Below are 25,056 nucleotides of genomic sequence, written 5' to 3'. Positions count from 1 at the left end.
AGGTGGCCGTGCCGCATCCGGCCACGGGCCAGGCACCGGCCGTACGACTCGACGCGGCGGCGCGGCAGCCCGACCGGGTCGTGTCACGCCCGCGGCCGAAGGGCTGATCAGTTCGGATTCAGGGGTGCAATGCCGGTCCCCAGGTAGAGCTCGGGTTCAAGGGACAGAACCGTGACGGGCTGGCCTGCCTTGACCGCGTGCCAGGCGATCGCCGCGGCGTGAGCCACCGGCCAGTCCACGCTCGGCCAGTCCATCGCATCCGCAGCGTGCGCCGTGGTGAACGGCACGGCTTCGGCGAACCGCAGTGTGGCGGCGTGTCGGCCCGCACCGGCCAGTCGCCGCTCGGCGGCCAGGACCGACAGCGACGGGACCAGGACGCGGCCCGTGCCGCGCGAGGCCTCGATGTACAGGCCGGTGAAGAACGCATCGGCCCGGTACAAAGCAGCCAGAGCCGTATGGTCCAGGACAGCCGTCAAGCTCATGCTGCGGCGCCGCCCTGGTGGGCGCGGATCTTCTCCCAGGCGTCCGTGCCGACCTGCTGCACCTGCTCGGTGTACTCCACCCCGAGCTCGCGAGCAGCCTCAAGAGCACGCTGCTCCCGCTCGGCATCGGTCAGCTCACGAGCGGCGAGCTCCTCCAGCAGCTCCGTAATGGTGGTGCCACGCTCTTCCGCGAGGACGCGCAGCCGGTCGCGCACCCTCTCACTGGTCTTGATGCTCGTCGGCTTGCTCATGCTGCTCATACCGGCATTCTACCGCCGGTAGAACTCTCGGCACCATCCCGCTGCGCCCGACAGCGCCCCGAAGGAGGCAGATGCTGGGGTGTCCATCACAGAGGCGCTCGCCCTGTACACCCCACGCGCCGAGGACCTGCGCGACGGACACCGCCGCCGGCAGCAGCCTGCCGACCAGCCCCTCACCCGCCGCGAGGACACCTCCTGGCCGCCGACGGTTGCCAGGCAGCCCCCGGGAACGCCCGTGCGCCCTGAATCGCGCCGTGGACCGACTTCTGCCCGCCAGGGAATTCGGCGACTTCAACACGGGCGGTCGTGTCATGGCAGTCTGGACAGGTGATCCAGGTTGCGGTGTGCGGGCCAGCGGTATGCACCGTGGCCGAGTCAGCAGCGGCCCGCGAGGTCGGCGCGCTGCTGGCGCGGGCCGGCGCGGTGGTGCTCTGCGGCGGCTACGGCGGCGTCATGGACGCCGCCGCTGAGGGGGCGTCACACGAGGGCGGCCTCGTGGTGGGGATCCTCTCCGGCACCGACCGGTCGGAGGCCTCGTCCCATCTGGCTGCCACCGTCGTCACCGGTATGGGCCAGGCCCGCAACAGCATCCTGGTTGGCTCCGCGGACGCCGTCATCGCCGTCGGCGGCTCCTGGGGAACGCTCTCGGAGATCGCCATCGCTTTGCGGCGCGGCATCGGGCCGGTGATCAGCCTCGGCGGCTGGCACATCACCGACGCGCAGAACCGGCCCGTCCCCGGGCCCGGCCTGGCACACACCCCGCAACAGGCTGTGCGGCTCGCGCTGGGTCGGTGACCGGCGCTGGGTCAGTGACCGCGTAACCCTGGACCAGGACCTCGCCAGCGTCGACGTCTTCGTACAGCGCTGAGCAGCCGCGACAACACCCGAGCTGATGCGGCCGACCGTCCCCGGGCCCCGTCCGTCGGTGAACGACGGGCAAGAGCACGAGCCGAATACCCGAGCCGCCCCGTCCTCGATCGGGCGGGGCTGCTTACGTCGCCTCAAGCACCGTAGCAACGTTGCCGAACTGAATAGCTGCGCAGGGCACGTAGAAAGTCGATCTCTCGGAAAGCGGGCCGGTATGCCTCGCATAAGTACAACTCCGAGTAGGCGCTCTGCCACAGCAGGAAGTTCGACATGCGCTGCTCTCCGCTGGTGCGGATGACGAGGTCCGGGTCAGGCTGTCCAGCCGTGTACAGGTGTCGGGTGATGTCGTCCATCGTCAGGCGCGCTGCGAGGTCTTCGACGGTGAGCCCGGCTGCCGCCTCTTCGTAGAGCAGTTCGCGCATGGCGTCGATGACCTACTGCCTTCCGCCGTACCCGATGGCGAGCGTGACTTGCGATCCGGTGGTGCAGTCACGTGTCGCCGCTTCCTTAAGCGCATGTGCCGTGGAGTCGGGCAGCGCGTCGAAAGTTCCTGCGATTCGCACCTGCCAGCGGGCATCAGGGCGAGCGAGATGAGCTGCCACCACCTGCTCGATCACCGGAAGCCACGTGGGACTCCAGGTCACGGGTGCATGACCTCAGATGGGGCGACATCGGGCAACCGTACGTTTCGCCGGCGTGTGGCGACCGCCGCGCCGGCGGACATACGGCCGGCGGGTGCGCCGGGCATGTGCGGGTGATGTTCCGGCGCCATCGGGCGACGTCCTCGTCCCCGGGGAAGCGACCCCGGCGAGCGCTTGCCGGGCGGTGAGGGGATGGTGGTACTTCGACACGTAAGGAGGCTCATCGTGGCTCCCAATCCCCTTGTTCTCGTAACCGGAGCTGGCGGCGGCGTGGGCCGCGCCGTCCTCGACCTGCTCCTGGCCCAGGACGTGCCGGTCCGCGCGATGGTGCACCGCGACGACCATCGCGCGGACGAACTGCGCGCGCTCGGCGCGGAGGTGGCGGTCGGCGACCTCACCCGGCCCGACACCGTCGCGAACGCGCTCGACGGCGCCGGGCGGATGTACTTCGGGATGAGCGTGTCTCCCGACCATCTCCTTGCGGCGACCGTGGTCGCCACGGTGGCGCGCGAGTACGGCGCACTCGACGGCCTGGTGGACATGTCGCAGATGACGGTGTCGCAGATGACCGCGACCAGCGTCGCCGAGTCGCAACATCAGCGGCTGCACTGGCTCGCGGAGCAGGTGCTGGACTGGTCGGGCCTGCCGGTGGTGCACGTACGGCCGACGATGTTCCTCGACAACCCGCTCTTCACCACACTCGCCGCGCGGTCGATCCGGGAGAGCGGCACGCTCGCCTTGCCGTTCGGTACCGGCCGCACGTCACCGGTGGCCGCGCAGGACGTGGCACGTGTGGTGGCGACAGTGCTGCGCGACCCGGCCCCGCACCTCGGGCACATCTACGAGCTGACCGGGCCGCGCACGCTCGACATGACCGGCGTGGCTGAGGAATTCTCGCGGGCGTTGGGCCGCCCGGTGGCCTATCTCGACGTCCCGCCGGACCGGTGGGCGGCCGAGGCGCTCGCTGCGGCGGGCCTGCCGCCGCACACCGAGCAGCACATCGCGACCATGGCCCGGTTGCTCCGCGAGAACCGCTATGACCGCGCGACCCACGACGTCGAGCGCGTCACCGGCGAGCCGGCGCGGACGATCGAGACTTTCGTGGCCGCGCACAAGGACTTCTATCTGGGGGTGAGTGTGCCCGGGAGGCACGGGAGGACGCACCAGGCGTAGGTGCCGCGCACGCCGCCACGCGCTCACGGCACCCAAAAATAGGCACTCCTGACGCGGCCCACACGGGCAGGATCGCCGCCCTGCACCAAGAGCTGACCGACATCTGCCCGCTTCCGGGAAGGCGCGCGCGCCTTTGTCGCCGATCACGGTGCCGGCTTCGCCGCGCACTTCGGTCCCGCGACGGCTGGTGGCCAGGCCGCGTGATCCTGACGATCGACGAGCGGTGGCTGCTGGACATCGCTCAGAACCAGCTGCCCGGCGACCCCGAGGGCGTCGACTATGGCGCCATCGAGGCCGCCCGCGCCCACCACTGCGCCGTTGTCACGGGCACCCCGGTACTGCAACCGACAGGAGCGACTACGGATTGTGCGCGGCCATCACTCGGTGAGATCGAGCTGACGCAGCATGCCGAGCTCGTCGCTGCTGCCCCAGCGCTCGACGAGTTTGCCGTCGGCGATCCGGCTGATCTGCATGCCCCGGTAACTCACCGTCTTTCCCGTTGGGCTGTGCCCCATCAGCTCACCGAGATGCGTCCCCGTGATGGTGTACGCGAACGCGACTTCGTCGTCGGTGGCCGTGACGTGCTCGACCTCGATGTGCAGATCGGGGAAGGCCTGCCTCATCGTGGCGAACATGTCTTCATAGCCCTCGGGCCCTGGAACCTGCCCCGGGGCCGGGTCGTGGTCCACGGAGTCGGGCGCCACGTATGCGTCGAGCTCGTCGAGATGGCCGCTGTTCACCGCGGATCCGAAGTTCTGCAGGATGGCGAGGTTGCTGCTGCGCGACATGGCGCGCTCCCTGACGTCGAGATCCTGGGCGCGCACATAGCCGGGCTGTGTGGTCGCCCCTTCCTTTCTTCCACGGTAGGGGTGATGGCCCGAGGTGGCGCGCCGGCCCCAGTCGATCACGGCGCCGCATCAAGCAGGGACGTTCCCCTGGTCCGGCGACGCCCGTTCCGCCTGCCACGGTGCGCAGAGCGCGGCCGCCCCTGTCAGCACGGCCGCGCCGAGGAGCCGGCCGGCGATGACGTCGGTCGGCCAGTGGACGCCCAGGTAGACGCGGGTGAAGCGAGGACGAAGACGAGCCCGAGGTCCCAGGCGGTGGCGCGCCAGGGGGCGTGGGAGTGGGGGAAGCGCAGGAGGAAGAGCCAGAGGAGGGCGCCGCAGGTGATGGCAGCGTTCATGGCGCGGCCGGAGGGGAAGGCGGCGTAGTGGGCGGTGTCGACGGGGTCGGGCCAGTCGGGGCGGGGGCGGTCGACGGCCGCCTTGGCGGCCTGCTGGAGGGCCCAGCCGAGGATGCCGCAGAGGGTGAGCCAGACGGCCTGGCGGCAGGCGCCCCGCGGGGCGAGGAAGACGATGGCGGCGAGCAGCAGCACGCGCATGGTCCAGGTTGAACTACGACCTGCTGCTGGCCACCGTGCGTGACCCATCCGCCCCCGTCGACCAGAGCCACGACTACGACCCCCGCTCTTGCGCCCTGGTCGACAGCCACGTCCACACGCTCCTCGCCGACGAGATGCTGGACCACGTGATCGTCACCAGCGACGCCGACAGCAAGACGGACACCAGGCTTCCGGGGCGTCCGGGGGACCTCAGCGGGAGGGAACCGCTCGGTGCCATGTCGTGAGGGGGACCCCGCTTCCGCTGGAGATGACCGGTGGTCCCCATTCGGGGCGGGGGGCGACCGGGGGGCCGGCGAAGGTGGTGACGCAGGTGTGCGCGCCGCGGCGGAAGGCCAGGGCGTCGTCGCGGCCGAGTTCGAGCCATTCGAAGGGGGCCGACGGGTCGAGGTCGCGGCGGGCCCGGAGCATTTCGCGGTAGAAGGCGAGTACGGATCCGGTGTCGGTTTCCTGCCGGTCGACGGCGAACCCGGCGAACCACGAAGGCTGCGGTAGCCACGCAGCGGCTGCGCCGTCGCCGGGGCCGAACCCGAAGTTCTCGGCGTCCGCCCGCCACGGCAGCGGCACCCGGCTGCCGTCGCGACCGTGCTCGGTATGGCCGGACCGCTCCCAGATCGGGTCCTGCCGCGCGTCGTCCGGCAGATCCAGCACCTCCGGCAGGCCCAGCTCCTCGCCCTGATAGAGGTAGTGCGTACCCGGGAGCGCGAGCACCAGCAGCGCCGCCGCCTTCGCCCGCGCGACCCCGAGCGCGACGTCCACTTCCCCGCGGGCCCGGGTCCGTAGCGCATTGGCATCGGCTGTGGCCGGCGGTTCCGCCCGGGTGAGCCCGTACCGCGTCACCGCCCGGTGCACATCGTGGCTGTTGAGCGTCCACGCCGGCACCCCCTCCGCCTCCTTCAGCGCCTCCAGGCACTGCGTGATGGAGGCGTGAAACGCCTTCGCCTCAAAGGGCTGTTGCAACAGGTCGAAGTTGAAGACCTGGTGCAGCTCACCGGGCCGGATGTACGCGGCCGCGTCCGCCGGCGGCAGCCACACCTCGCCGAGCAGCGTGAGCTCACGCCCGTACGAGTCCGCGATCCCACGCCACCGCCGGAAGATCTGGTGCACGCCGGGCTGATTCCACGTGTATGGGTTCTCCCCGTCCGGATTGTCGAGGTCGGGGAGGTCGGGGTGCTTGACCATGGCGTAGGCGACGTCAATGCGGAAGCCGTCCACCCCGCGCTCGAACCACAGCCTCAGCACGTCGTCGAACATCGCGCCGACCCGCGGGTCGGACCAGTCGAAGTCGGGCTGGCTGGCGTCGAAGCTGTGCAGATACCACTGCTCCGGCACGCCGTCGGGCCCGGTGAGCCGGGTCCAGGCCGGGCCGCCGAAGGTCGAGCGCCAGTTGTTGGGGGGCTGCGCGCCGTCCGGGCCGCGGCCGTCGCGGAAGATGAACACGCCCCGCTCCGGCGAGCCGGGCCTCGCCGCCACCGCCCGGCGGAACCACGGGTGGTCCGCCGAGCAGTGGTTGGGTACCAGGTCCATCAACAGCTTCAGGCCCCGCGCGTGCGCGCCGTCGCGCAGTCTCTCGAAGGCGGCCATCCCGCCGTACCGCTCGTCGACGACCGTGTAGTCGGCGACGTCGTAGCCGCCGTCCCGGTTCGGCGAGGGGTAGCAGGGGTTCAGCCACAGGCCGTCCACACCGAGCGAGGCGATGTGGTCGAGCCGCTCGGCGATCCCGTCGAGGTCGCCGATGCCGTCGCCGTCGAAGTCGGCGAACGAGCGGACGTAGAGCTGGTAGATGACGCTGTCACGCCACCAGGAGCGGGGTCCTGGCGGGGTCGGAAGCTCATACAAGGTTAGCCTGCTCCCAAAATGAGGTTGCCGAAATTGATGGCGCTGGCGTGGCCGTTGGTCCAGACGACCACCGTGTGCAGTCCCAGGGTGAGGTTCACCGGCACGCTGAGGGTGGTCCAGCTGTTCCATGCCCTGGGCGGAGAAGGTCGGTGTGGCGATCCGCCGGCCGTCGACGGCGATGATCCGAGTCGCGTCGGAGCCGCCGTTGGCGTACCGCAGGACCAGGGTGCGGTTCCCGGCGGTGGCGGCGTGGACGGTGAAAAACACCCGCATCAGCGGTTGCCGGAGACGGGGTCGATGACGACGATCTGCCAGAGGTGGGGTGCGGGCAGGGTCGCGTGGGCGTAGTCGCCGTCGTCGGTGACGGGGATGTCGACGAGGTGGGGCTGCCGGTCGGGATCGGCGACCCGCACACGTGGCAGCCCGGGTCCGGTCTTACGGATCCGCAGGGTGCCAGGACCGGGGTCGGCCGGGGTGCTTCGCGGCGCGTCCCACAGGGTGTCGTCCTGGCCCGCCAGGTTGATCAGATGGACGACGAGCCGGTCCCCGACTTGCGTGATACGCCGCCACACCCGGCCGGGCGCCACCGGATGGCCGACGGCGGTGGCCGCGTACGACACGTCGAGGTCGTCGTTGTAGCCGCCCGCGTAGGACGCGGTGACATCCGCGATGCCGGGCGCGGTGAGCAGTTCGACATGCTCGACCAGGAAGTCGTACCAGCGGTGCAGCAGCGCGGCGGTGGACGCTTCGACGACGTGATTGCGTACGTAGTAGGGGTCGACGAGGATCCGGTCAGCCTCCCCGCACAGCAGGTGGGTGGCGCCGTGCGAGTGGAGGGTCGCCATGGTCAGCGCGGTGGCCAGGTCGCTCGCGGCGGCCGGCGCGCTGTCGTAGACATGCTGGTAGGCAGCGATGACGACGGGGTTGCCCGCGGCGTCGGCGCGGGCCCGGGTGGCGATCTGGGCAAGGTGCTCCAGGCCGGTGCTGGGTTCCCAGACCTCGATGTAGACGGCGTCCTGTGGGGTGCGGGCGGTGGCCCAGGTGGGGAAGTCGTTGACGTTGTTGAACACCAGCCGCGCCGTGGGGAGTTCGCCGCGGATTCGGCCGATCATCGTGGTGAAGCCGGCCGCCATGTCGACCGGTGTGCCGTCGGGGCGGTACGCGCGCTTGGGGTAGCCGTACTGGTCGAGGTGGAAGCCGTCGAAGCCGACCCGGTCCACGGCGTCCGCCAGGTCACCGGTGAAGTGGTCCAGCCAGTCCCCGGCCGCGGGGTCGACCAGGAACAGAAAGTCGCCCAGCCCGTAGGGTTCGCCGCTCGGGGTGAGCAGCGCGTCGTGCTCCCAGCCCGGCCACTCCTTGGGGCCCACGGCGTACACAGCGGCGTACCCGAGGGCGTCGGAGCCCACGTGGTGGCATCCTTCGATCAGCGCCCGGACGGTGTCCAGCGCCACGGGCTGACCGAGCGCGTCCTGGTATGTCTGCCCACCGCCCAGCAGGTCGGCGTGGCGGTACGCCCAGTCGTAGAGCTGCACTGCGGTGAGGTGCAGCCGCCGCAGGTTGTCGGTGACGGCGCCGATGTCCCGGCCGGGCCGGTAGTCGACGACGAACCCGTATCGGAGCGCTGATCGCGGGTCCCCGGCGACCTGGACCGCGGTACGGGCCACGGTGCGGTCCGCGGTGACGAGTTCCACCCCGTACCCGCCGACGGGCAACGCCCCGAGGTCGGCGAACCCGTCACCGTCCACGGACGTTTCCGCCATCACGCGCCCGAGATGACGTACCGTCACCGTGCCGGGCCCGGCCGAGCCGCGCACCTCGACACGTACGGGTGCTCCGGGCACGTACACCGTTCGCTCGGGCAGTAGCTCTGTCATCCCTTGACCGCTCCTGACGTGAGTCCCTGCACGAAGTACCGCTGGAAGATCAGGAACACAGCGATGACCGGCAGCACCGCGATGACCGAAGCGGCGAACACCAGGTTCCACAGCGTGGAGTTCTGCCCCTGGAACAGCGAGATCGCCAGCGGTAGCGTCTGCTTGGACGGGGTGGTGATGATGGTCAGCGACCAGGCGAACTCGTCCCAGCTCGCGAGGAAGGTGAAGATCGTCGCGGTGGCCAGCGCGGGCTTGGCCAGCGGCAGGATGAGCCGCCGGTAGCGGGACCACGCGCCGGCGCCGTCCACCCGCATGGCCTGTTCCAGCTCGACCGGGATCGCCGCGAAGAAGCCGCGCAGCAGAAAGGTGTTGAGCGGCAGGGAGCCGGCCACGTAGAAGACCACCAGGCCGGTCAGCGAATCGATCAGGCCCAGGTACTTGGCCAGCACGAACTGCGGGATGATGAGCATCATCGCGGGGATCATCAGGCCGAGCAGCAGCAGCCGGTAGAGGAGCTCCCTGCCGCGGAAGCGGAACCGGGCGAATCCGTAGGCCATCATCGAGCTGAGCAGCAGGCTGAGGGTGGTGGTGCAGATGGCCACCACCAGGGAGTTGACGAAGTAGCGGGCGAAGTCGTCCGAGGCCCAGGCGGCCGAGTAGTTGGCGGTGGTCGCGGGGTGCGGGACGAACTGCGGCGGGATGCTGAGCACGTACGTCTGGCTCTTGAACGAGGTGGAGAGCATGTAGAGGAACGGCAGGACCATCACCGCGGAGCCGGCGATCAGCGCCGCGTACCGGGCGGCCGAAGCAGCCCTGATACGGGCGCGGGGCCGCCTGAGCGGATGCACCGCAGTGGTCACGCGGCCTCCTCGGGCTCATCGCGGAACACCCGCAGCTGGATCATGGACAGAACGAAGACAAGCAGCGTGAGCAGCACCGCGATGGCCGAGCCGTAGCCGAAGTCCAGGTTCTTGAAAGCCTGTTGGTACATGTATGTCAGCAGCACCTGGGTGGAGTCCGCCGGACCGCCGCCGGTGACCAGGAGCACCGAGGTGAAGACGTTGAACCCGCCGATGACGAGCATCACGGTGACGAACACGGCGGCCGGCCGCACGGCGGGCAGGGTCACCGCGCGGAACCGCCGCCAGGGCCCGGCGCCGTCCATTGCGGCGGACTCCATGAGCTCTTTGGGCACACCCTGCAACGCGGCCAGGAAGATCATCATCGACCAGCCGACGCCCTTCCACACCCCGAGCGCGGACACCACGGCCATCCCGGTCCACCGCCCGGCCAGCCACGGTGTGGGCTTGGCGGTCAGGTGGGTGACGTCGTGCAGCATCCAGTTGACCAGCCCGCTGTCGGCGAACAGGTACTGGAAGAGCAGCGAGACCACCACCCAGCTGGTGACGACCGGCAGGTAGAACAGCACTCTGAACAGGGCCCGACCCGGCGCCTTGTTGTTCAGCAGCATCGCCACCAGCAGGCCGAGCACGACCTGCGGCGGGACCGTGAGGGCCATGTAGACCGCGCTGTTGGCGGCCGCCCGCCAGAACACCGGGTCGTGGTACGCCTTGACGTAGTTGTGGAAGCCGGTGAAGTCGCTGGCTGCCCCCGCGACGACGTTCCAGTCGTAGAAGCTCATCTGGAACGCCTTGACCATCGGGTAGATGATCAGCGCGGCGAACAGCAGGAAACCGGGCGCGATGAAGGTCAAAGCGGTGCGGGCGGCGCCGCCTTGGGTGGCGCTGTTGCGCCTACGGCCGCCCTGCGGAGGACGGATACGCAGCCGGCCGCCGATCGCGGGCCGGTCCTTGGCCGGCGGGTGACCGGCCGCGCCGGTGTGCGGGGCGGCCTCGGAGTCGAGGTGGGTGGTCATGGGGCTGCCCTAGTGCGTCGCGGTGAGCAGCGGGTCGATCTCGCCGGCCGCCTTGTCGAGCGCCTGCTGGACGCTCTGCTTGCCCTGGAAGGCGGAGGTGAGCTCGTTTTGCAGGACGGTGTCGATCTGCGGGGCCTGCGGCACCGAGGGGCGGGCGCGGGCGGTGCCGAGCTGCTTGATGAAGGGCTTGAGCTCCGGTGAGGCGGCGGCCTCCTGGCCGGCGAGCGAGGTGACCACGGACATCTGGCCGGTCTTGGCCATCGCGAGCTGGAAGTCGGCGGTCTGGGTGAAACGGATGAAGGTCTCGGCGGCGTCCTGGTGCTGGGAGGCTGAGGTCATCGCGATGTCCTCGCCGCCGACGACCGAGACGGAGCCGCCGGGTCCGGCGGGGACCGGCGAGTAGCGGGGCTTGAAGCCGGGGTACTGGCCCGACCAGATGCCGATCATCCAGGGACCGTCGAGGATGTTGGCGTATGTGCCCTTGGGCAGGCCGTCGGAGGTCTGCGTGGCGCCCTTGTCCCCGGCGATGAGGCTCGGGATGGCGCCGGACTTGTAGAGGTCGGCCAACAACTGCACCCCGGCCACGCTCGCCGGACTGTTGAGGTAGCCGGTGGCCTTGGTCTGGTCAGCGTTGGTGACGGAGCCGCCCGCGGACCAGATCCACGGGTAGACGTTCCAGCCCTGCAGGCCCGAGTCGGCGAAGACCGACACCTTGGCGGCCTTCAGCTTCGACGCGGCCGCCTTGAGCTCATTGAAGGTGGCGGGCGGGGTGGTGAGCCCGGCCTTCTTCAGCGCGGCCGGACTCGATATCTGCACCCGGGTGTTGGCGTCCAGCGGCAGACCATAGTAGTGGCCGCCGAACTTGTTGGTGGCCAGGCTCCCCGGGTACGTCTTGCCGGCCAGCGACTGGAAGTCACTCATCTTCTGGTCCAGCGGCGCGAACACGCCGAGCGCACCCATCTTGGGCACCCAGCCGAGGTCGGCGCGGACCAGGTCGGGCAGCTTGCCGCCGGCCGCGGAGGTGGTGAGCTTCTGCAGCAGCGAGTCGTACGGGATGTCGATGTAACTGATCTTGATGTTCGGGTGGGCCTTCTCGAAGGCCGGGATGATCGTCTTGTTGAGGGCGTCGGTCTGCACCTTGTTGCCGCCGTTGCCGTATGTGCCCCAGAAGGTCAGGGTGGTGGCGCCGTCGGCGGCGGACGACCCGGTCGATCTTGCGTTCGACGAGCAGCCGGCCAGCAGTGCCGTGCAGACGGCGGCGGCCGTGCCAAGTGCCAGCGCACCATTGCGGTGACGTCTCATCTCGGTACTCCCCAGGGTCGTTGAGCGTGGATCGGGACGTTAGTTAGGTTGTTTTCGTTCGTCAAGCAATCTATTCGGATTGCGCTGGACGCAAACTCTGCGTGACCCCGAGGGATTTCAGGCCGGGCGCCGGCTCACAGCGGGATCTCGCTGGTCAGCGCCATCAGATACCGCAGTACGCCCTGCCGCAGCATCGCGGCCGCAGCGCCGCGCGCCCAGGTCTCGTCGGGCAGCGGGCGGACCACCAGCCGGCAGTCCGCGGCCGCCGACGAGAAGCTGCCCCGGGCCAGTTCGTCGCCGAGCGCGTCCATGAACATGTCGGAGGCGCTGATGCCCTCCCCGGACAGCACCACCAACGGAGGATTGAACAGGTTCACCAGCCCGGACAGCCCCTGGCCCAGCGCCTGCCCGGCCCTGGCGAACGCCTGCCGCGCCGCCTCGTCACCAGACTGCGCCAGCGCGAGCGCCTGCGCCAGCGACTTCGGGGGCGTACCGCCGCGCCCGCTGCCGATAGCCGACAGGATCGCCTCGTCGCTGGCGTACGTCTCCACGCAACCGTACTTGCCGCAGTGGCACGCCGGTCCCGCCGGGTCCACGATGTTGTGCCCCAACTCGCCTGCCGCGCCGCTGACTCCGTGCAGCAGCGTGCCGTCAACGACGATCGCGCCGCCGACTCCAGAGCCCACCGTGACCACCGCGAAGGACGCGGTGTCCCGCCCGGCGCCGAACCACTGCTCGGCCAGGGCGAGGGAGTTGACGTCGTTCTCGATCACCACCGGCAGATCCAGCTCGTCGGCGAGCAACTGCCGTACCGGCACATCCCGCCAGCCGAGCATCGGCGAATACCTGACGAGACCACTGCGGCCGTCGATGTGCCCGCCCAGGCCCACCCCGACGCCCACATTGGCTCCGCCTACGTCCGGGGCTCGCTGTTCCAGGTCCCGGGCCAGGTCGGCCATCGCCCCAACCACCGCCGCCGGCCGAAGATCGTGCAGCGGCACCCGGCTGGACTGCCGTATCTCCGCGTGCAGATCGACGATGACGCCGATCAACTCCCTTTCGGTGACCTTGATGCCGATCGCGTGATGCCGTCGCGGATCGATCACCAGCGGGATTAGCCGCCGCCCCGGGCCTTCGGAATAGCCTTCCTGCTCGGTGACATAGCCGTGCGCGATCATCGGTTTCACCAGCTTGGTCACGGCGGCCTGCGACATCCCGATGGCGCGGGCCGCGTCCCTCCGGGAGATAGGCCCCCGCGTGAGAATGCTGGTGAAGAGCGCAGCCAGGCTCTTCTCGCGCGGGGACCACTGCTCCGGAAGGTGCGAACGCTCCGGCGGCGGGACGGCCAGCGGTGCGACGGTGCGGTCCGGGGCATTCGGCATGGCGGAACTTCCTTGCTGGGCCGGGTCTTGTGGTGACTGCATTGGACGATTGTGCGGCGCGTTCGGGGGCGGACGCCTCGCGCTACCTCACGTTGCCGTAGAGCGCGCCGGTGGCCGAGTCGGTGAGCCGGTAGCGCAGCGCCACGTCGTCGTCGTCGGTCCAGGCCAGGGTGGCCGGGTTCTGGTGCTCCAGTGAGACCAGCAGCGGGGCGACCGTGCCGCCGGTGGTGCCCCCGCTCGCCAACACCGGACGGGGGACGGCCAGTCGACCCGCCCCGTCGCCGGATCCCACTGCGGAGCGACAGGACGTGAGGTCGGCGTCCTGCACCCACGTACCGCCCCAGAAGTTGTACTCCATGTTTTCCTCCCAGATCGAATTGCCACCGGCCGAAGCCGCCCGCCCCGATTCCACCCGCGATGAACCCGGCGGCCTTCTGCACCGCCGACCACCGCGTCCCGGCACGCGGTGTCGCCGGTCTGCGTGCCATGCCGCTCTACGCCATCAGAAACTCCGCGAGGAAAGCCTGCGCGAGGTTGATTCATTTTGTCAAGCAACTAATATCCGGACGGCAAAAGTTACGGGCTCCATGGTCCCTGGCCGCGCCAATGACTACCTGACGAAGGAGCAGCCCGGGGACCTGGACAACGGGGTCCTGTGGATCACCTCGGTGGGTAAGGGCATCGCCCGACTCGAACCGGACACGCGTGAGGGCGTTCTGGAGCCGGGTGAGCGCGTCACGCCAGGTCAGACCCGGGAAGCCGTGTGGCGCTGCGCTCCTGTTCCAGGATGCGAAAAATACCTGAAGGCGGGCATAAAGGACGGATGCGCCCTCTTGAGTCTGTACGTGGAGACATGTTCCGGCGTTCCGGCAGTGTGCACGTCGGGGTCGTTGGTCTTGCAGGATGCGCCGGCGGCACCTCTTGCGCACCGGAGGAGGCGTCGCTCGGACTCACCGGGAGTCCGCAGGTGCCGTTCTTACCCACTTTTCGATGGTTCGGTGATGACGACTTCGCGTCGGACCGCGCCAGGTCCGCGCCGATGCGACCGCCCGCAACCCCCACGGCCACCCACCGAGAGGTGGGGCACGTGAACATGTGAACGCAGCTTCATCCGAACCCAAATACCTGCCGCCCCCTGGGCGCCGTGCCACTCTCGGGCACAGCGCGGGATGTGCAGCCTTCGGTGCCAATTCTGCGCGCTCACCCGCATGTCCAACCCTGGCTCCACGGCGCGACCGACGGCAGCACCCCGGCCGGTGCGGGCCTCCTGGTGCGGCAGACAGATGACGGTCAGTCAACTCCCTTCACGCGCGGGCGGGCGGCATCCCCCGCAGCCAGACCGAGCAAACTTAGACTGATTCTAACAATAGTTTACATATATTACTTGACTTGTTCTAATCTGGGCGTAATGTCGCATTAGTCGGGTTCAACGGTCAACCGAAGGGCACCGTGCCCGGGCTCCGCGCAGGATCCGGGGCACAAGGACCCGACTCTCCGGGTCCGCTGATCACCACTCACACACCTTGGAAGGAACAACCAACATGTTCGCGAAGACCCCCAAGGTTCGCCGACTGTCCGTCGCTGCGATCGCAGCCCCCCTGCTGGCACTGGTCGGCGCCGGTGCGGCGCCGGTGCGGCGCCGGTGCTGCCGAGGCGGCCACGCCTGCGGCAGCAACCCACACCGCGTCATCCACCGTCACCACCACGTCGCTCATGCCCACCGCCTACCAGTACGGCGGTGGCGGCTACGGCCACGGCGGCTACGCCAGCTACGGGTACGGCCGCTGATCAATCGAGGCCGAGATGTGGCACCGGTCCACCGCGCTGCTGACCGACGGCCTCGACCGCTCCGGCCTTCCCTACGCGGCAGCCGAGGGCGAGGCCGCGTTCTACGGCCCCTTGTCGAAATCCACTGCGGCTCCATCGACGCGAGGGATCGAGATCAATCGGCACCCGCAGTGCCACGTCTCAACGCCGCGGGCGGTCTACGTTCAGGCCACAAGCACCAGCAGACCGTCACATGGTGCAACCAGCGTGGCGAGGACAGCACCCCTCACCGCTTAAATTCGAAGACCCTGTAACGCGACGTCGCAGCCAAGTACGGATAAAATTTCAAGCCGCCTCTCTGGATACCTTACATACCGTGGGAAACGCGCCACGACCGGCCTCCCGATGATTACTGGAAATGTCAAAGCACCAGGTCATATGCATGATCATCACGTGTCGATTTCATAAAGAATTTACACAGAATGTGGCTGAGGTCGTCACGGGTTGGAGTGGCTGTTCGCCCGTTGCCGCAGACCGGCAGACGGAACTCTGAAGTAGTGCCACCTGCGTGGAATTCATTAGCCGACGTTCCGAAAGGTAGAGGAAAAGTGAAACCTGAGATTCGCGTGAAGGAAATAGAATCTTTGGGAATTGATCCGCAGGGCATGGTACTCGGGTCACGGAAGGCCGTGTATCCATCGGGTTCGGCGGCACCTGCGCGGACTTTGATCGATATTCTGGACTATTCGGTCGCCACGTGGCCGAAGGCCATCGCCCTGGACGACGGAGAAGTCGCCCTCACCTACTGGGATCTCGGCCGTGAGGTGGCCCGGGGGGCGCAGGTACTGCGCGCCGCGGGTGTCGGAGTGGGCGACCGTGTCGGGGTCCGTATGCCGTCAGGCGGTGCGGCCCTGTACACGGCGATTCTCGCCGTCCTCACTGTGGGCGCCGCATACGTGCCGGTCGACGCGGATGACCCGGACGAACGGGCTGCGCTGGTCTGGAGTGAGGGTGAGGTGTGCGCGGTGCTCGGCGCCGGACACGAACTCACCCTCAGTCCCGTAGTCGAACCGGGTAGCCGGAAAGGCACGCCGGGCCCGCAGGACGACGCGTGGATCATCTTCACCTCCGGCTCGACCGGCAAACCTAAGGGTGTGGCGGTAAGCCACCGTTCGGCTGCGGCGTTCGTGGACGCCGAGGCGCGATTGCTCCTGCTGAACGCGCCGATCGGTCCGGGCGACCGGGTCCTGGCTGGGCTCTCGGTGGCGTTCGACGCCTCGTGCGAGGAGATGTGGCTGGCTTGGCGGAACGGCGCCTGCCTGGTGCCCGCCCCGCGCTCGCTGGTGCGAACCGGCACGGACCTCGGACCGTGGTTGCAGGACAAGCGGATCAGCGTAGTCTCCACGGTCCCCACCCTTGCCGCGCTCTGGTCCCGGGAGATGCTGGCCGAGGTCCGACTGCTGATCGTCGGTGGTGAAGCGTGCCCGCCGGAGGTGGTGCGACGCTTCGCTCACGACGGACGTGAGGTGTGGAACACCTACGGTCCGACCGAGGCGACCGTGGTTTCCTGCGCGACCCAATTGGTGGACGGTGAACCGGTCAGGATCGGCCTGCCGTTGGACGGCTGGGAGCTAGCCGTGGTCGCCCCGGACGGTGAACCGGTGAGCTGGGGTGAGACCGGCGAGCTGGTGATCGGCGGCGTCGGCCTCGGTCGTTACCTGGACCAGGTCAAGGACGCGGAGCGGTTCGCACCCCTGCCCTCGCTGGGCTGGCCGCGGGCCTACCGCAGCGGGGACATGGTGCGGGCTGATCCGCGGGGACTGTTCTTCGTCGGCCGAGCCGACAACCAGGTCAAGATCGGCGGACGGCGGGTCGAACTCGGCGAGATCGAGGCCGCGTTGCTCGACCTGCCCGGAGTGGCAGCCGCCGCGGCCATGGTTCGGCGGACCGCCGGTGGACTGGACGTTCTCGTCGGCTACGTGGCGCCGTCCGACGGCCAACCGGCACGCTTCGACCGGGTGGACGCCGCCCGGCGGCTGCGTGAGCAGTTGCCCGCCGCCCTTGTCCCGCGCCTTGCAGTGCTGGCCGAGTTCCCCACCCGAGGCTCCGGTAAGGCCGACCGCGACGCCCTACCGTGGCCGCTGCCCGCTGAGCGGACCGCAGCCGCGGCCGACGACACGGCCAGCGACCTGGCCGATGACTCGACCCCGCAGGACGAGGCCACGGCGTGGCTGCTCACGGTCTGGGGTGACCTGATGGGCAGCGAGGCCGGGTTGGACGACGACTTCTTCGGCCTCGGCGGCACGAGCCTGGCCGCTGCGCGGCTGGTGTCCTCACTACGCGAACGCTTCCCCGAGGTGTCGGTGGCAGACCTGTACCGGAATCCGACTCCAAGGGCACTGCGCTCCCGCCTGGTGGCGGTCGAGCCCACCCTCGCCCTGCAGCAGGCCGACGCTGCGGAAAACGGAACGTCGGCCGTGGCCATGAAACGCGGAAAGTCCCACGCCGGAGGACGCCGTGGTGGACCGGATGGGTCCAGACCGCCCTTCAGCCGGTACTGCTGAGCCTCACCGCACTGCGCTGGGTGCTGTCCATCGGGCTGACCGGTAACGTGCTGCAGGCCTTCGGGTTCACCTCGTGGCTACCAACGATGTCCTGGTGGCTGCTGATCCCACCGTGGCTGGTGCTGTATCTCTCCCCCACCCGTGCGGTGATCGCCGCAGCTGGAGCGCGCGTGCTGCGCGGACGGCTCAGGCCAGGTGACTACCCGCGCGGCGGCGTACGGCACCTGCGGCTGTGGGCGGCGGACCGGTTCGTGGCTGCCATCGGCCTCGGCGCGCTGACCGGCACCCCACTGGCCGCCTGGTACGCCCGCATGCTGGGCTGCAAAGTAGGCAAGGGCGTCGACCTGCGCGCGCTGCCGCCGACGACCGGGCTTGCGGAGTTCGGCGACGGCTCCTGCGTGGACCCGGAGGCGGACATCGCAGGATGGTGGATCGACGGCGGCACACTCCGGGTTGGCAAGGTGAGCATCGGCGCGGGAGCAAGCCTGGGCGCACGTGCCACGCTGCTGCCCGGCGCACAGGTCGGCGACGGCGGCGAGGTGCTGGCCGGCAGCACGGTGACGGAAGGCACCCACGTCCCCTCCGGTGAGTGCTGGGGCGGATCCCCCGCACAACCGCAGCCGTCACGCGCGAGCTGGCACACGCCACACCCCAAGCGGTCGCGCGCCTGGTCACTCGCGTACACGCTGACGCCGGGACTGCGCGGGATACTCCTCGCCGTTGCCGCCGCCCCCGCGCTGTCGGTAGAAGTAGCGCTCCCCGGCCAGAACGGCCTGGCCCTGTCCCAATTGCTGTGGTTGCCGCCGCTGGTGCTACTCGGAATGGTCAGCGAGGCGCTGTTGATCGCCCTGGCAGTCCGGCTGGTCGGGCGTTGGCTGTCGCCTGGCACCTACCCGGTTGGCAGCCCGCCGGCCTGGGCCGCGTGGTTGACCCACGATCTGATGGGACTGGCCAGAGGCGCACTGTTCCCCCTCTACGCGAGCCTGTTCACGCCCGTGTGGCTGCAGATCCTGGGTGCGCGGATCGGCCGGTCCGTCGAGGCGTCGACGGTGATCACCCTGCCAAAGCTGCTGCAGGTCGATGACCGGGCGTTCCTCGCCGACGACGTGCTGGCCGCGCCGTACCAGGCGCATGGCGGCTGGGTGCGACTGGGACACTCGCGGGTGGGTGACATGGCCTTCGTCGGTAACTCCGGCATCGTCGGTCCCGACCGTACGGTGGGCGACCGCGCACTGATCGGGGTGCTGTCCGACACGCCCACCGAGGTGCCAGAGGGTTCGTCGTGGCTGGGACGTCCGGCCATGGAACTGCGTCGCGTAGCCGAACACCACGACCCGGCTCGAACCTTCGCACCGGCCAGTTCGCTGCGCATGGCCCGCATCAGCGTGGAGCTGTGCCGAGTGGTCCCGATGCTGCTGTCCGGGCTGCTCCAACTTGCCCTGGTGTACGCGATGCTGATCGTCTGGGACCTGGCGGGGTCTGGCTGGGCGATCCTGGCCGGCGGGTTCCTGATGTGCGCTGGCGGAGTGGTCGCGGGAGTGATCACAACGGCGGCGAAGTGGATCCTGATGGGCCGCTTCGTGGCGGCACGCCACCCGCTGTGGAGCGCCTTCGTGTGGCGTAACGAGCTGTGGGACGTCTTCGTGGAGATGCTGGCCGGACCGTGGCTGGTCCAGCCCGCGATGGGGACTCCCGTGCTGAACTGGTGGCTGCGTAGCATGGGCGCGCGGATCGGCCGCGGGGTGTGGTGCGAGACGCACTGGTTCCCGGAGCCCGACCTGATCAAGGTCGCTGACGGCGCCGTGATAAACCGGGGTTGCGTTCTGCAGACGCACCTGTTCCACGACCGCGTGATGCGGCTGGAGCCGGTGGTCCTAGGGCGCGAGAGTGTCCTGGGCCCGCGCAGCATCGTGCTGCCGGGCAGCGTGGTCGGTGAGGCCGCCAGCGTCGGGGCCGGGTCGCTGGTGATGGCGGCCGAACGGGTGCCGGGACACGGCCGCTGGCAGGGCACGCCCATCACGCGGGTGGGCTGACATCAAGCAACGACGCACCACCAACGACGCACCACAGACCGGGCGTTCGGCTTCGGGTGAACGGCCGGTTTGGCGTGATGCCTGCCCCCACCAATTACCTCCTTCCTGGCCCCGCAACGGGCCATCCACTGTCCTCCCGCTCGACGCCCCGATCCGCCGCACCCAACGACTTGCAGTGCTGCCGGAATTGCGGCTCGTCGACTGCGGCCATCTCCGTTTTGACGTATCCGGGGGCGAGTGCGTTGACCCGGATGTTGTACGGGGCCCACTCAGCCGCAGCCGCGCCGACTTGGTGAGCTGTTGACATCCTCCCCCTCTTTTAAGAGGGGGAGGATGTCAATCCAGCAACAGGGGCTCGATCAACTCCCGTGGCCTTGAGCGGTATTGGATGCCGTTCGCTCGTGAGGACGACGGGAGGATCTCGCAGCGGTTCTTCGGCGCGCACACGTACCGCCGCACCGCGTTCGCGGGCGACTACACGGGCCTCGAGATCCAGCGGACGCTCATCAACCGGGCAACTCAGCTCGACATCCCGGTTCTCGACAACTTGGTGCACGACGGGGCCGTTTTCGGCGCGTACGGCTTTGATCTCACCGATGGCACGCGCTATCTCATCCACGCGGATGCGGTCATCCTCGCCGCGGGTGGGCACCACCGCAGCTGGCGGCGGACCTCCCCGCGCCGTGAGAGAACACCTGCGATTCGTTCCGCCTCGCGGTCGAGGCCGGTGCGCGGCTGCGTGATCCGCAGTTCGTGCAGTTCCACCCTCCGGGCATCATCGAGCCCGAGAACGCGGCCGGAACCCTCATCAGCGAGGCCGCACGCGGCGAGGGCGGAATCCTCCGCAACGCGTTCGGTGAGCGGTTCATGTCCCGTTACGACCCGGAGCGTACGGAGCTTTCGACACCCGATCGCGTCGCCCTCGCCTGCTACACCGAAATGAGGGAAGGCCGCGGCACACCTAACGGCGGGGTGTGGCTCGATGTCTTCCACTTGCCACGCCAGACGATCATGACCCGGCTGCCCCGCGTGTACCAGACCATGCTCGACATCCAGATGCTGGACATCACCGAGGACCCGGTCGACGTCGCAGCCACTGCTCACTACTAGATGGGCGGAGTCTGGGTGCGCCCCGAAGATCACGGACTTCTAAGGCGCGATGCGGCCATAACCTCTGGATCCTGTGCTGGACCCTGAGTCTACCTTCGATAGGCACCAAGCTGGCCCAGCGCAAAGACCGGCGGGCTCCGCGCCCCGCCTGACCGCGGCGGGGTCATCCGCCCGCGAACCGCGGGCCGGTCCGCGTCACGGTGAAGAAGAAATCGTCTCCCTATTGCCAGAGTATTTAAGTACAGAAATGGGTACCGGCCCCAATGCGAATGCGTGCGGATTCATTGCCGGTGCCCTTTCCATCCTCACTGCGCCGTCGAGGCTCCAGAGAGCCGCACCGTGGTGCGCAACGAAAGGTAACCATGAAAATCGCAGTTATCGGCGGTACCGGCCTGATCGGGTCGAAGGTCGTGAAGAAGCTGAACGAGGCGGGACACGAGGCTGTGCCGCACTCGCAGTCCACAGGTGTCGATGTGATCACCGGCAAGGGTCTGGAGGCGGCGGTGGCCGGTGCCGACGTCGTCGTCAACCTGACGAATTCCCCGACCTTCGACGAGGCCTCCCCCGCGTTCTTCCAGACCTCGATGGACAACATCCTGGCCGCCGGCGAGAAATCCGGGGTGGGGCACATCGTCGTCCTGTCGATCGTCGGCGCGGATCAGGTGCCCGAACTCGACTACTACCGGGCCAAGGTCCTCCAGGAAGACATCCTCAAGGCCGGGCCGATCCCGTACTCGATCGTCCGCGCCACCCAGTTCATGGAGTTCGTCGACGCGGTCATGTCCTTGACCACCGAGGGCGACACCATCCGCCTGCCTGCTACTGCGATCCAGCCGATCGCCGCGCAGGACGTCTCCGACGCCGTCGCCGAAGTCGCTGCCGACACCCCGCTGAACGGCACCGCCGACATCGGCGGCCCCGACGTCTTCACCCTCGACGAACTCGGCCGGGTCACCCTGAACGCGCGTTCTGACAGCCGCACTGTCGTCACCGACGACACCGCCGGCATGTTCGCCGTCGTCCGCGGCGACGCCCTCACCACCAAGGGCGACGCCCGCACCGCCCCCACCCACTACACCGACTGGCTCTCCTGAGCCAGCCTGCCCCCGCGGCCAGACCGGAGGTCCGGGCTGGTCGCGTACAGTCAATCCCCTGGTTTCGTAGAGGCCTTTGCGAGGGACTGCAGCCGGGCCACGATCTGGGCGACCCGGGCGGGGTGGCGTGGGGCCGTTCGCTTGGGTGCCGGCCGATTTGAGCTACGGCGACCGTCAAGCGTCCGTTTGGTGAGTTTGGCCCAGCGCTCGCGTGGCGCGACGACCTCCGGGAGATGGCGGCGCGCTCGACGTTCGGGCCTTGCCGACAAGGGAAAGAACTTCTGGTTCCGCGGCTGCATCCGTAGGCCGATGGACATCCTCCTGCGCCAACGACATGTACCGCCGTACGCGGCGCGCCGCCGCTTCGCGAGAAGCTTGTCAGTTCCATTGGACAGCAAAAGGAAAAGGCAAGGAGATCTCTACTCCTTGCCTCTCTTAACGTATAGCGCACTGGGGGGCTTGCGGCAAGACCCGGGGCGTGGCGCAGAATCGTCGGCCGAGGCCACAACCTGCGGAAATGGGGGCACGACGTGCGTGTGTTGTTGCCGACGTATGGGGGACGCGGTGACGTCGAACCAGGGGTGGGACTGGCGGTGCGATTGCGGGCGTTCGGGGCGGAGGTGCGGGTGTGCGCGTCGCCGGACTGGGCGGAGCGGCCGGCCGACTCGTCAGAGGGAAGGCAACCAGAGATGAGAACGTGCCCAACAAGAGGTTCGACAGAGCTTGAGGCGCCGGTGATTCGACCAACCAGTGCAGTGCGACGGAGCACGGCTGCCTCGGAGGTATCGCAATGATCGAGCAGTACGTGTTGGATCTTCAAGAGGTTGACGAGATGCAGGTTGCGGTCGTTGGCGGCAAGGGCGCGCACCTGGGCGGGCTGTCGCGGATCGAAGGCATCCGTGTGCCGGGTGGCTTTTACGTGACGACGGACGCCTTCCGGCGGATCATGGCGGAAGCGCCGTCGATCGACGATCGGCTCGATCAGTTGTCGCGCTTGAACCCGGACGACCGGGAGGCGATCCGCACGCTCAGCGCGCAGATTCGTCGGACCATCGAAGGGATTGCCATCCCGGGCGATCTCGCGGCGGCGATCACCCGCGCGCTCGCCCGGCTCGGCGAGCAAGCCGCCTACGCCGTCCGATCCAGCGCGACGGCAGAGGACCTGCCGACGGCCTCCTTTGCCGGCCAGCAGGACACGTACCTGAACGTCGTGGGGCCGACGGCGATCCTCCAGCACGTCAGCCGGTGCTGGGCCTCGCTGTTCACCGAGCGGGCCGTGACCTACCGCCAGCGGAACGGCATCGACCACCGTACGGTCCACATGGCCGTGGTCGTGCAGCAGATGGTCTTCCCGCATGCGGCCGGCATCCTGTTCACGGCCGACCCCGTCACGGGCAACCGGAAGGTCGCCACCGTGGACGCCAGCTTCGGCCTCGGCGAGGCCCTGGTCTCCGGCCTGGTGAACCCGGACGTCTTCAAGGTGCGACACGGCGAAGTCGTCGCCAAGGCGATCGCCGCCAAACAGCGTGCCGTTCACGCCCTGCCGGCTGGCGGTACGAAGGAAGTGGCGATCGACTCGCAGCGGCAGGAGCAGCCGGCGCTGACGGATGCGCAGGTCGTGCGGCTCGTGCAGCTCGGGCGGCGGATCGAAGCGCACTTCGGCCGCCCGCAGGACATCGAATGGTGCCTGGTCGATGATGGCTTCCAGATCGTTCAGAGCCGGCCGATCACCACGCTGTTCCCCATCCCCGAGACCGGCGACCAGGAGAATCACGTCTACGTCTCCGTTGGTCATGGGCAGATGATGACCGACCCCATGAAGCCCCTGGGGCTCTCCGTGTGGCAGCTGACGGCCACGGTGCCGATGCACGAGGCCGGCGGGAGGCTGTTCGTCGACGTCACCCGGCGCCTGGCCTCGCCCGCGAGCCGCGCCGGCCTCCTGGACGTCATGGGGAGAGGCGATCCGCTGATCAGGGACGCTCTGGAGACCGTCCTCGACCGCGACGATTTCGTCCCGTCGCTCCCGGACGCGGGTCCCGGCGGGCCGCCGGCCAGCGGCGCGTCCGCCCCGATCGAGACCGATCCGGCCATCGTCACCGAGCTGATCGAGCGCAGCCAGGCGTCCATCGCCGCCCTGGAGCGCGACATCCGGACGAAGACCGGACCGGCGCTGTTCGACTTCCTGCTGGAGGCCTTCGAGGAGCACAAGCGAGTCCTCAGTGATCCGCTGAACCTTCAGGCGATCATGGCGGGGATGGAGGCCACGTGGTGGCTCAACGACAAGCTGCAGGAGTGGCTGGGCGAGAAGAACGCGGCCGACACGCTCACGCTGTCCGCCCCCGACAACGTCACGTCGGAGATGGGACTGGCGCTGCTCGACGTCGCCGACGTGATCCGCCCGCAGTCGGCGGTGGTGGCGTTCCTGCAGGGCGTCGAGAACGAGGGCTTCCTGGACGAGCTGGCGAAGCTCGCGGGCGGGACCGAAGCGCGCGACGCCATCCAGGCCTACCTCGACCGGTACGGCATGCGCTGCGTCGGCGAGATCGACATCACGAGGCCACGTTGGCGCGAGCGCCCCACCACGCTCGTGCCCGTGATCCTCGACAACGTCAGGACCTTCGAGCCGGGCGCCGCCGAGCGGCGCTTCGAGCAGGGGCGGCAGAAGGCGCAGAAGAAGGAACAGGACGTGCTGTCACGCTTGCGGGCCCTGCCGGACGGGGACCGGAAAGCCGACGAGGCCAAGCGGATGATCGACCGGGTCCGCACCTTCATCGGGTACCGGGAGTACCCGAAGTACGGCATCGTCAGCCGCTACTTCGTCTACAAGCAGGCCCTGCTGGCGGAGGCCGAGCGCCTCGTGCAGGCAGGCGTGCTTCCTGAGCGGGAGGACATCTTCTACCTCACGTTCCAGGAACTCCACGACGTCGTGCGCTCGAACCCGGTGGATGACCAGCTCATCCAGCAGCGCAAGGACGCGTTCCGGTCGTACCACGCGCTCACACCGCCCCGGGTGCTCACATCGGATGGTGAGGCCGTCACCGGGGCGTACCGGCGCGACGACGTGCCGGCCGGCGCCCTGATCGGCCTCCCGGTTTCCGCCGGGACCATCGAGGGAAGGGCCCGCGTCATCCTTGACATGGCGGAGGCCGATCTCGAAGCGGGCGACATCCTGGTCACGACCTTCACGGACCCCAGTTGGTCGCCGCTGTTCGTCGGAATCGCGGGCCTGGTGACGGAGGTGGGCGGCCTGATGACCCATGGCGCAGTGATCGCCCGGGAGTACGGCTTGCCGGCCGTCGTGGGCGTGGAGCAGGCCACCCGGCTGATCCGGGACGGGCAGCGGATCCGCGTGCACGGAACCGACGGGTACGTCGAGACCCTGCCTTGACCGAC

22 protein-coding genes and 1 pseudogene are annotated in these 25,056 nt (G+C 68.8%); 9 read left to right on the top strand and 14 right to left on the bottom strand.

Annotation, left to right across the window (positions count from 1 at the left end):
• Positions 1-107 precede the first annotated feature (107 nt).
• Both EFK10_RS32970 and EFK10_RS32965 read right to left on the bottom strand, forming a co-directional pair.
• The gene (locus EFK10_RS32970) at positions 108-482 is read right to left on the bottom strand and encodes a PIN domain-containing protein (RefSeq protein ID WP_164836247.1); all 375 of its coding nucleotides are present in this window, start codon (positions 480-482) and stop codon (positions 108-110) included.
• Positions 479-742, bottom strand: coding sequence for a hypothetical protein (locus EFK10_RS32965; protein ID WP_240677624.1), 264 nt, complete (start codon positions 740-742; stop codon positions 479-481). Before EFK10_RS32965 ends, EFK10_RS32970 begins: the two co-directional genes overlap by 4 nt.
• Before the next feature lie 306 nt (positions 743-1,048).
• Here EFK10_RS32965 and EFK10_RS32960 point away from each other — a divergent pair, with 306 nt between their 5' ends.
• Positions 1,049-1,537: a TIGR00725 family protein gene (locus EFK10_RS32960; protein ID WP_322973439.1), complete on the top strand. Its 489-nt coding sequence runs from the start codon at positions 1,049-1,051 to the stop codon at positions 1,535-1,537.
• Between the two features lie 206 nt (positions 1,538-1,743).
• Here the strand turns inward: EFK10_RS32960 and EFK10_RS48940 are convergent, their stop codons facing one another.
• A complete protein-coding gene (locus EFK10_RS48940) occupies positions 1,744-2,031 on the bottom strand; it encodes an undecaprenyl diphosphate synthase family protein (RefSeq protein ID WP_206305679.1) in 288 nt (95 codons plus the stop codon).
• Positions 2,032-2,475: 444 nt separating this feature from the next.
• Here EFK10_RS48940 and EFK10_RS32950 point away from each other — a divergent pair, with 444 nt between their 5' ends.
• Complete coding sequence (locus EFK10_RS32950) at positions 2,476-3,423, top strand: NmrA family NAD(P)-binding protein (RefSeq protein WP_322973438.1); 948 nt, start codon at positions 2,476-2,478, stop codon at positions 3,421-3,423.
• Between the two features lie 377 nt (positions 3,424-3,800).
• On the opposite strand, the gene EFK10_RS32945 is transcribed toward EFK10_RS32950, so the two are convergent.
• The 3 genes from EFK10_RS32945 to EFK10_RS32940 all read right to left on the bottom strand — a co-directional run bounded on the left by EFK10_RS32945 (position 3,801) and on the right by EFK10_RS32940 (position 4,804).
• A complete protein-coding gene (locus EFK10_RS32945; RefSeq protein WP_127359320.1) occupies positions 3,801-4,211 on the bottom strand; it encodes an ester cyclase in 411 nt (136 codons plus the stop codon).
• A gap of 129 nt (positions 4,212-4,340) precedes the next feature.
• Positions 4,341-4,475, bottom strand: a complete 135-nt coding sequence (locus EFK10_RS51155; protein ID WP_240677626.1) for a hypothetical protein — start codon at positions 4,473-4,475, stop codon at positions 4,341-4,343.
• Positions 4,415-4,804: a phosphatase PAP2 family protein gene (locus EFK10_RS32940; protein ID WP_240677623.1), complete on the bottom strand. Its 390-nt coding sequence runs from the start codon at positions 4,802-4,804 to the stop codon at positions 4,415-4,417. Before EFK10_RS32940 ends, EFK10_RS51155 begins: the two co-directional genes overlap by 61 nt.
• An 8-nt stretch (positions 4,805-4,812) precedes the next feature.
• Here EFK10_RS32940 and EFK10_RS32935 point away from each other — a divergent pair, with 8 nt between their 5' ends.
• The gene (locus EFK10_RS32935) at positions 4,813-5,049 is read left to right on the top strand and encodes a hypothetical protein (protein ID WP_127359319.1); all 237 of its coding nucleotides are present in this window, start codon (positions 4,813-4,815) and stop codon (positions 5,047-5,049) included.
• Here EFK10_RS32935 and EFK10_RS32930 read toward each other — a convergent pair.
• The 7 genes from EFK10_RS32930 to EFK10_RS32900 all read right to left on the bottom strand — a co-directional run bounded on the left by EFK10_RS32930 (position 5,015) and on the right by EFK10_RS32900 (position 13,453).
• The gene (locus EFK10_RS32930) at positions 5,015-6,661 is read right to left on the bottom strand and encodes a glycoside hydrolase family 13 protein (RefSeq protein ID WP_240677622.1); all 1,647 of its coding nucleotides are present in this window, start codon (positions 6,659-6,661) and stop codon (positions 5,015-5,017) included. The two genes, EFK10_RS32935 and EFK10_RS32930, sit on opposite strands and share 35 nt — an antisense overlap.
• Positions 6,662-6,933: 272 nt before the next feature.
• Positions 6,934-8,535, bottom strand: a complete 1,602-nt coding sequence (locus tag EFK10_RS32925) for a glycoside hydrolase family 66 protein (RefSeq protein ID WP_127359318.1) — start codon at positions 8,533-8,535, stop codon at positions 6,934-6,936.
• Positions 8,532-9,395, bottom strand: coding sequence for a carbohydrate ABC transporter permease (locus EFK10_RS32920; protein ID WP_206305678.1), 864 nt, complete (start codon positions 9,393-9,395; stop codon positions 8,532-8,534). The genes EFK10_RS32925 and EFK10_RS32920 overlap by 4 nt, the downstream gene beginning before the upstream one ends.
• Positions 9,392-10,411, bottom strand: coding sequence for a carbohydrate ABC transporter permease (locus EFK10_RS32915; protein ID WP_127359317.1), 1,020 nt, complete (start codon positions 10,409-10,411; stop codon positions 9,392-9,394). Before EFK10_RS32915 ends, EFK10_RS32920 begins: the two co-directional genes overlap by 4 nt.
• A 9-nt stretch (positions 10,412-10,420) precedes the next feature.
• Complete coding sequence (locus EFK10_RS32910; RefSeq protein WP_127359316.1) at positions 10,421-11,713, bottom strand: extracellular solute-binding protein; 1,293 nt, start codon at positions 11,711-11,713, stop codon at positions 10,421-10,423.
• A 134-nt stretch (positions 11,714-11,847) separates the two neighbouring features.
• Positions 11,848-13,095, bottom strand: coding sequence for an ROK family transcriptional regulator (locus tag EFK10_RS32905; RefSeq protein WP_164836246.1), 1,248 nt, complete (start codon positions 13,093-13,095; stop codon positions 11,848-11,850).
• Positions 13,096-13,177: 82 nt separating this feature from the next.
• Positions 13,178-13,453: a hypothetical protein gene (locus EFK10_RS32900; RefSeq protein ID WP_127359314.1), complete on the bottom strand. Its 276-nt coding sequence runs from the start codon at positions 13,451-13,453 to the stop codon at positions 13,178-13,180.
• A 1,262-nt stretch (positions 13,454-14,715) separates the two neighbouring features.
• Here EFK10_RS32900 and EFK10_RS47965 point away from each other — a divergent pair.
• The 3 genes from EFK10_RS47965 to EFK10_RS52860 all read left to right on the top strand — a co-directional run bounded on the left by EFK10_RS47965 (position 14,716) and on the right by EFK10_RS52860 (position 19,459).
• Positions 14,716-14,883 carry a hypothetical protein gene (locus tag EFK10_RS47965; protein WP_164836245.1) on the top strand — a complete coding sequence of 56 codons (168 nt, stop codon included), beginning with the start codon at positions 14,716-14,718 and terminating at the stop codon, positions 14,881-14,883.
• Between the two features lie 704 nt (positions 14,884-15,587).
• Positions 15,588-17,426 (top strand): non-ribosomal peptide synthetase, encoded by a 1,839-nt coding sequence (locus EFK10_RS52865; RefSeq protein ID WP_322973437.1) that lies wholly within the window; start codon positions 15,588-15,590, stop codon positions 17,424-17,426.
• A gap of 20 nt (positions 17,427-17,446) precedes the next feature.
• Positions 17,447-19,459 carry a Pls/PosA family non-ribosomal peptide synthetase gene (locus EFK10_RS52860; RefSeq protein WP_322973436.1) on the top strand — a complete coding sequence of 671 codons (2,013 nt, stop codon included), beginning with the start codon at positions 17,447-17,449 and terminating at the stop codon, positions 19,457-19,459.
• A gap of 94 nt (positions 19,460-19,553) precedes the next feature.
• Here EFK10_RS52860 and EFK10_RS53540 read toward each other — a convergent pair whose 3' ends face one another.
• Positions 19,554-19,766 carry an SDR family oxidoreductase gene (locus EFK10_RS53540; RefSeq protein WP_206305677.1) on the bottom strand — a complete coding sequence of 71 codons (213 nt, stop codon included), beginning with the start codon at positions 19,764-19,766 and terminating at the stop codon, positions 19,554-19,556.
• 66 nt (positions 19,767-19,832) lie between these two features.
• Between EFK10_RS53540 and EFK10_RS32885 the strand changes: the two are divergent.
• The 3 genes and pseudogenes from EFK10_RS32885 to rph all read left to right on the top strand — a co-directional run.
• Positions 19,833-20,566 (top strand): annotated as a pseudogene (locus EFK10_RS32885) (FAD-binding protein); the annotation flags it as partial.
• Between the two features lie 365 nt (positions 20,567-20,931).
• Positions 20,932-21,663 carry an SDR family oxidoreductase gene (locus EFK10_RS32880; RefSeq protein ID WP_127359313.1) on the top strand — a complete coding sequence of 244 codons (732 nt, stop codon included), beginning with the start codon at positions 20,932-20,934 and terminating at the stop codon, positions 21,661-21,663.
• Between the two features lie 790 nt (positions 21,664-22,453).
• Entirely contained in the window at positions 22,454-25,051 is a 2,598-nt protein-coding gene (gene rph, locus EFK10_RS32870) for a rifamycin-inactivating phosphotransferase (protein ID WP_127359312.1), read from the top strand.
• Positions 25,052-25,056 lie beyond the last annotated feature (5 nt).

The sequence above is a fragment of the Streptomyces soli genome (assembly GCF_003999195.1).
GTDB lineage: Bacteria > Actinomycetota > Actinomycetes > Streptomycetales > Streptomycetaceae > Actinacidiphila > Actinacidiphila soli.
Note: the sequence above shows the minus strand (reverse complement) of the source record. Positions and strands in the feature narration are given on the sequence as shown.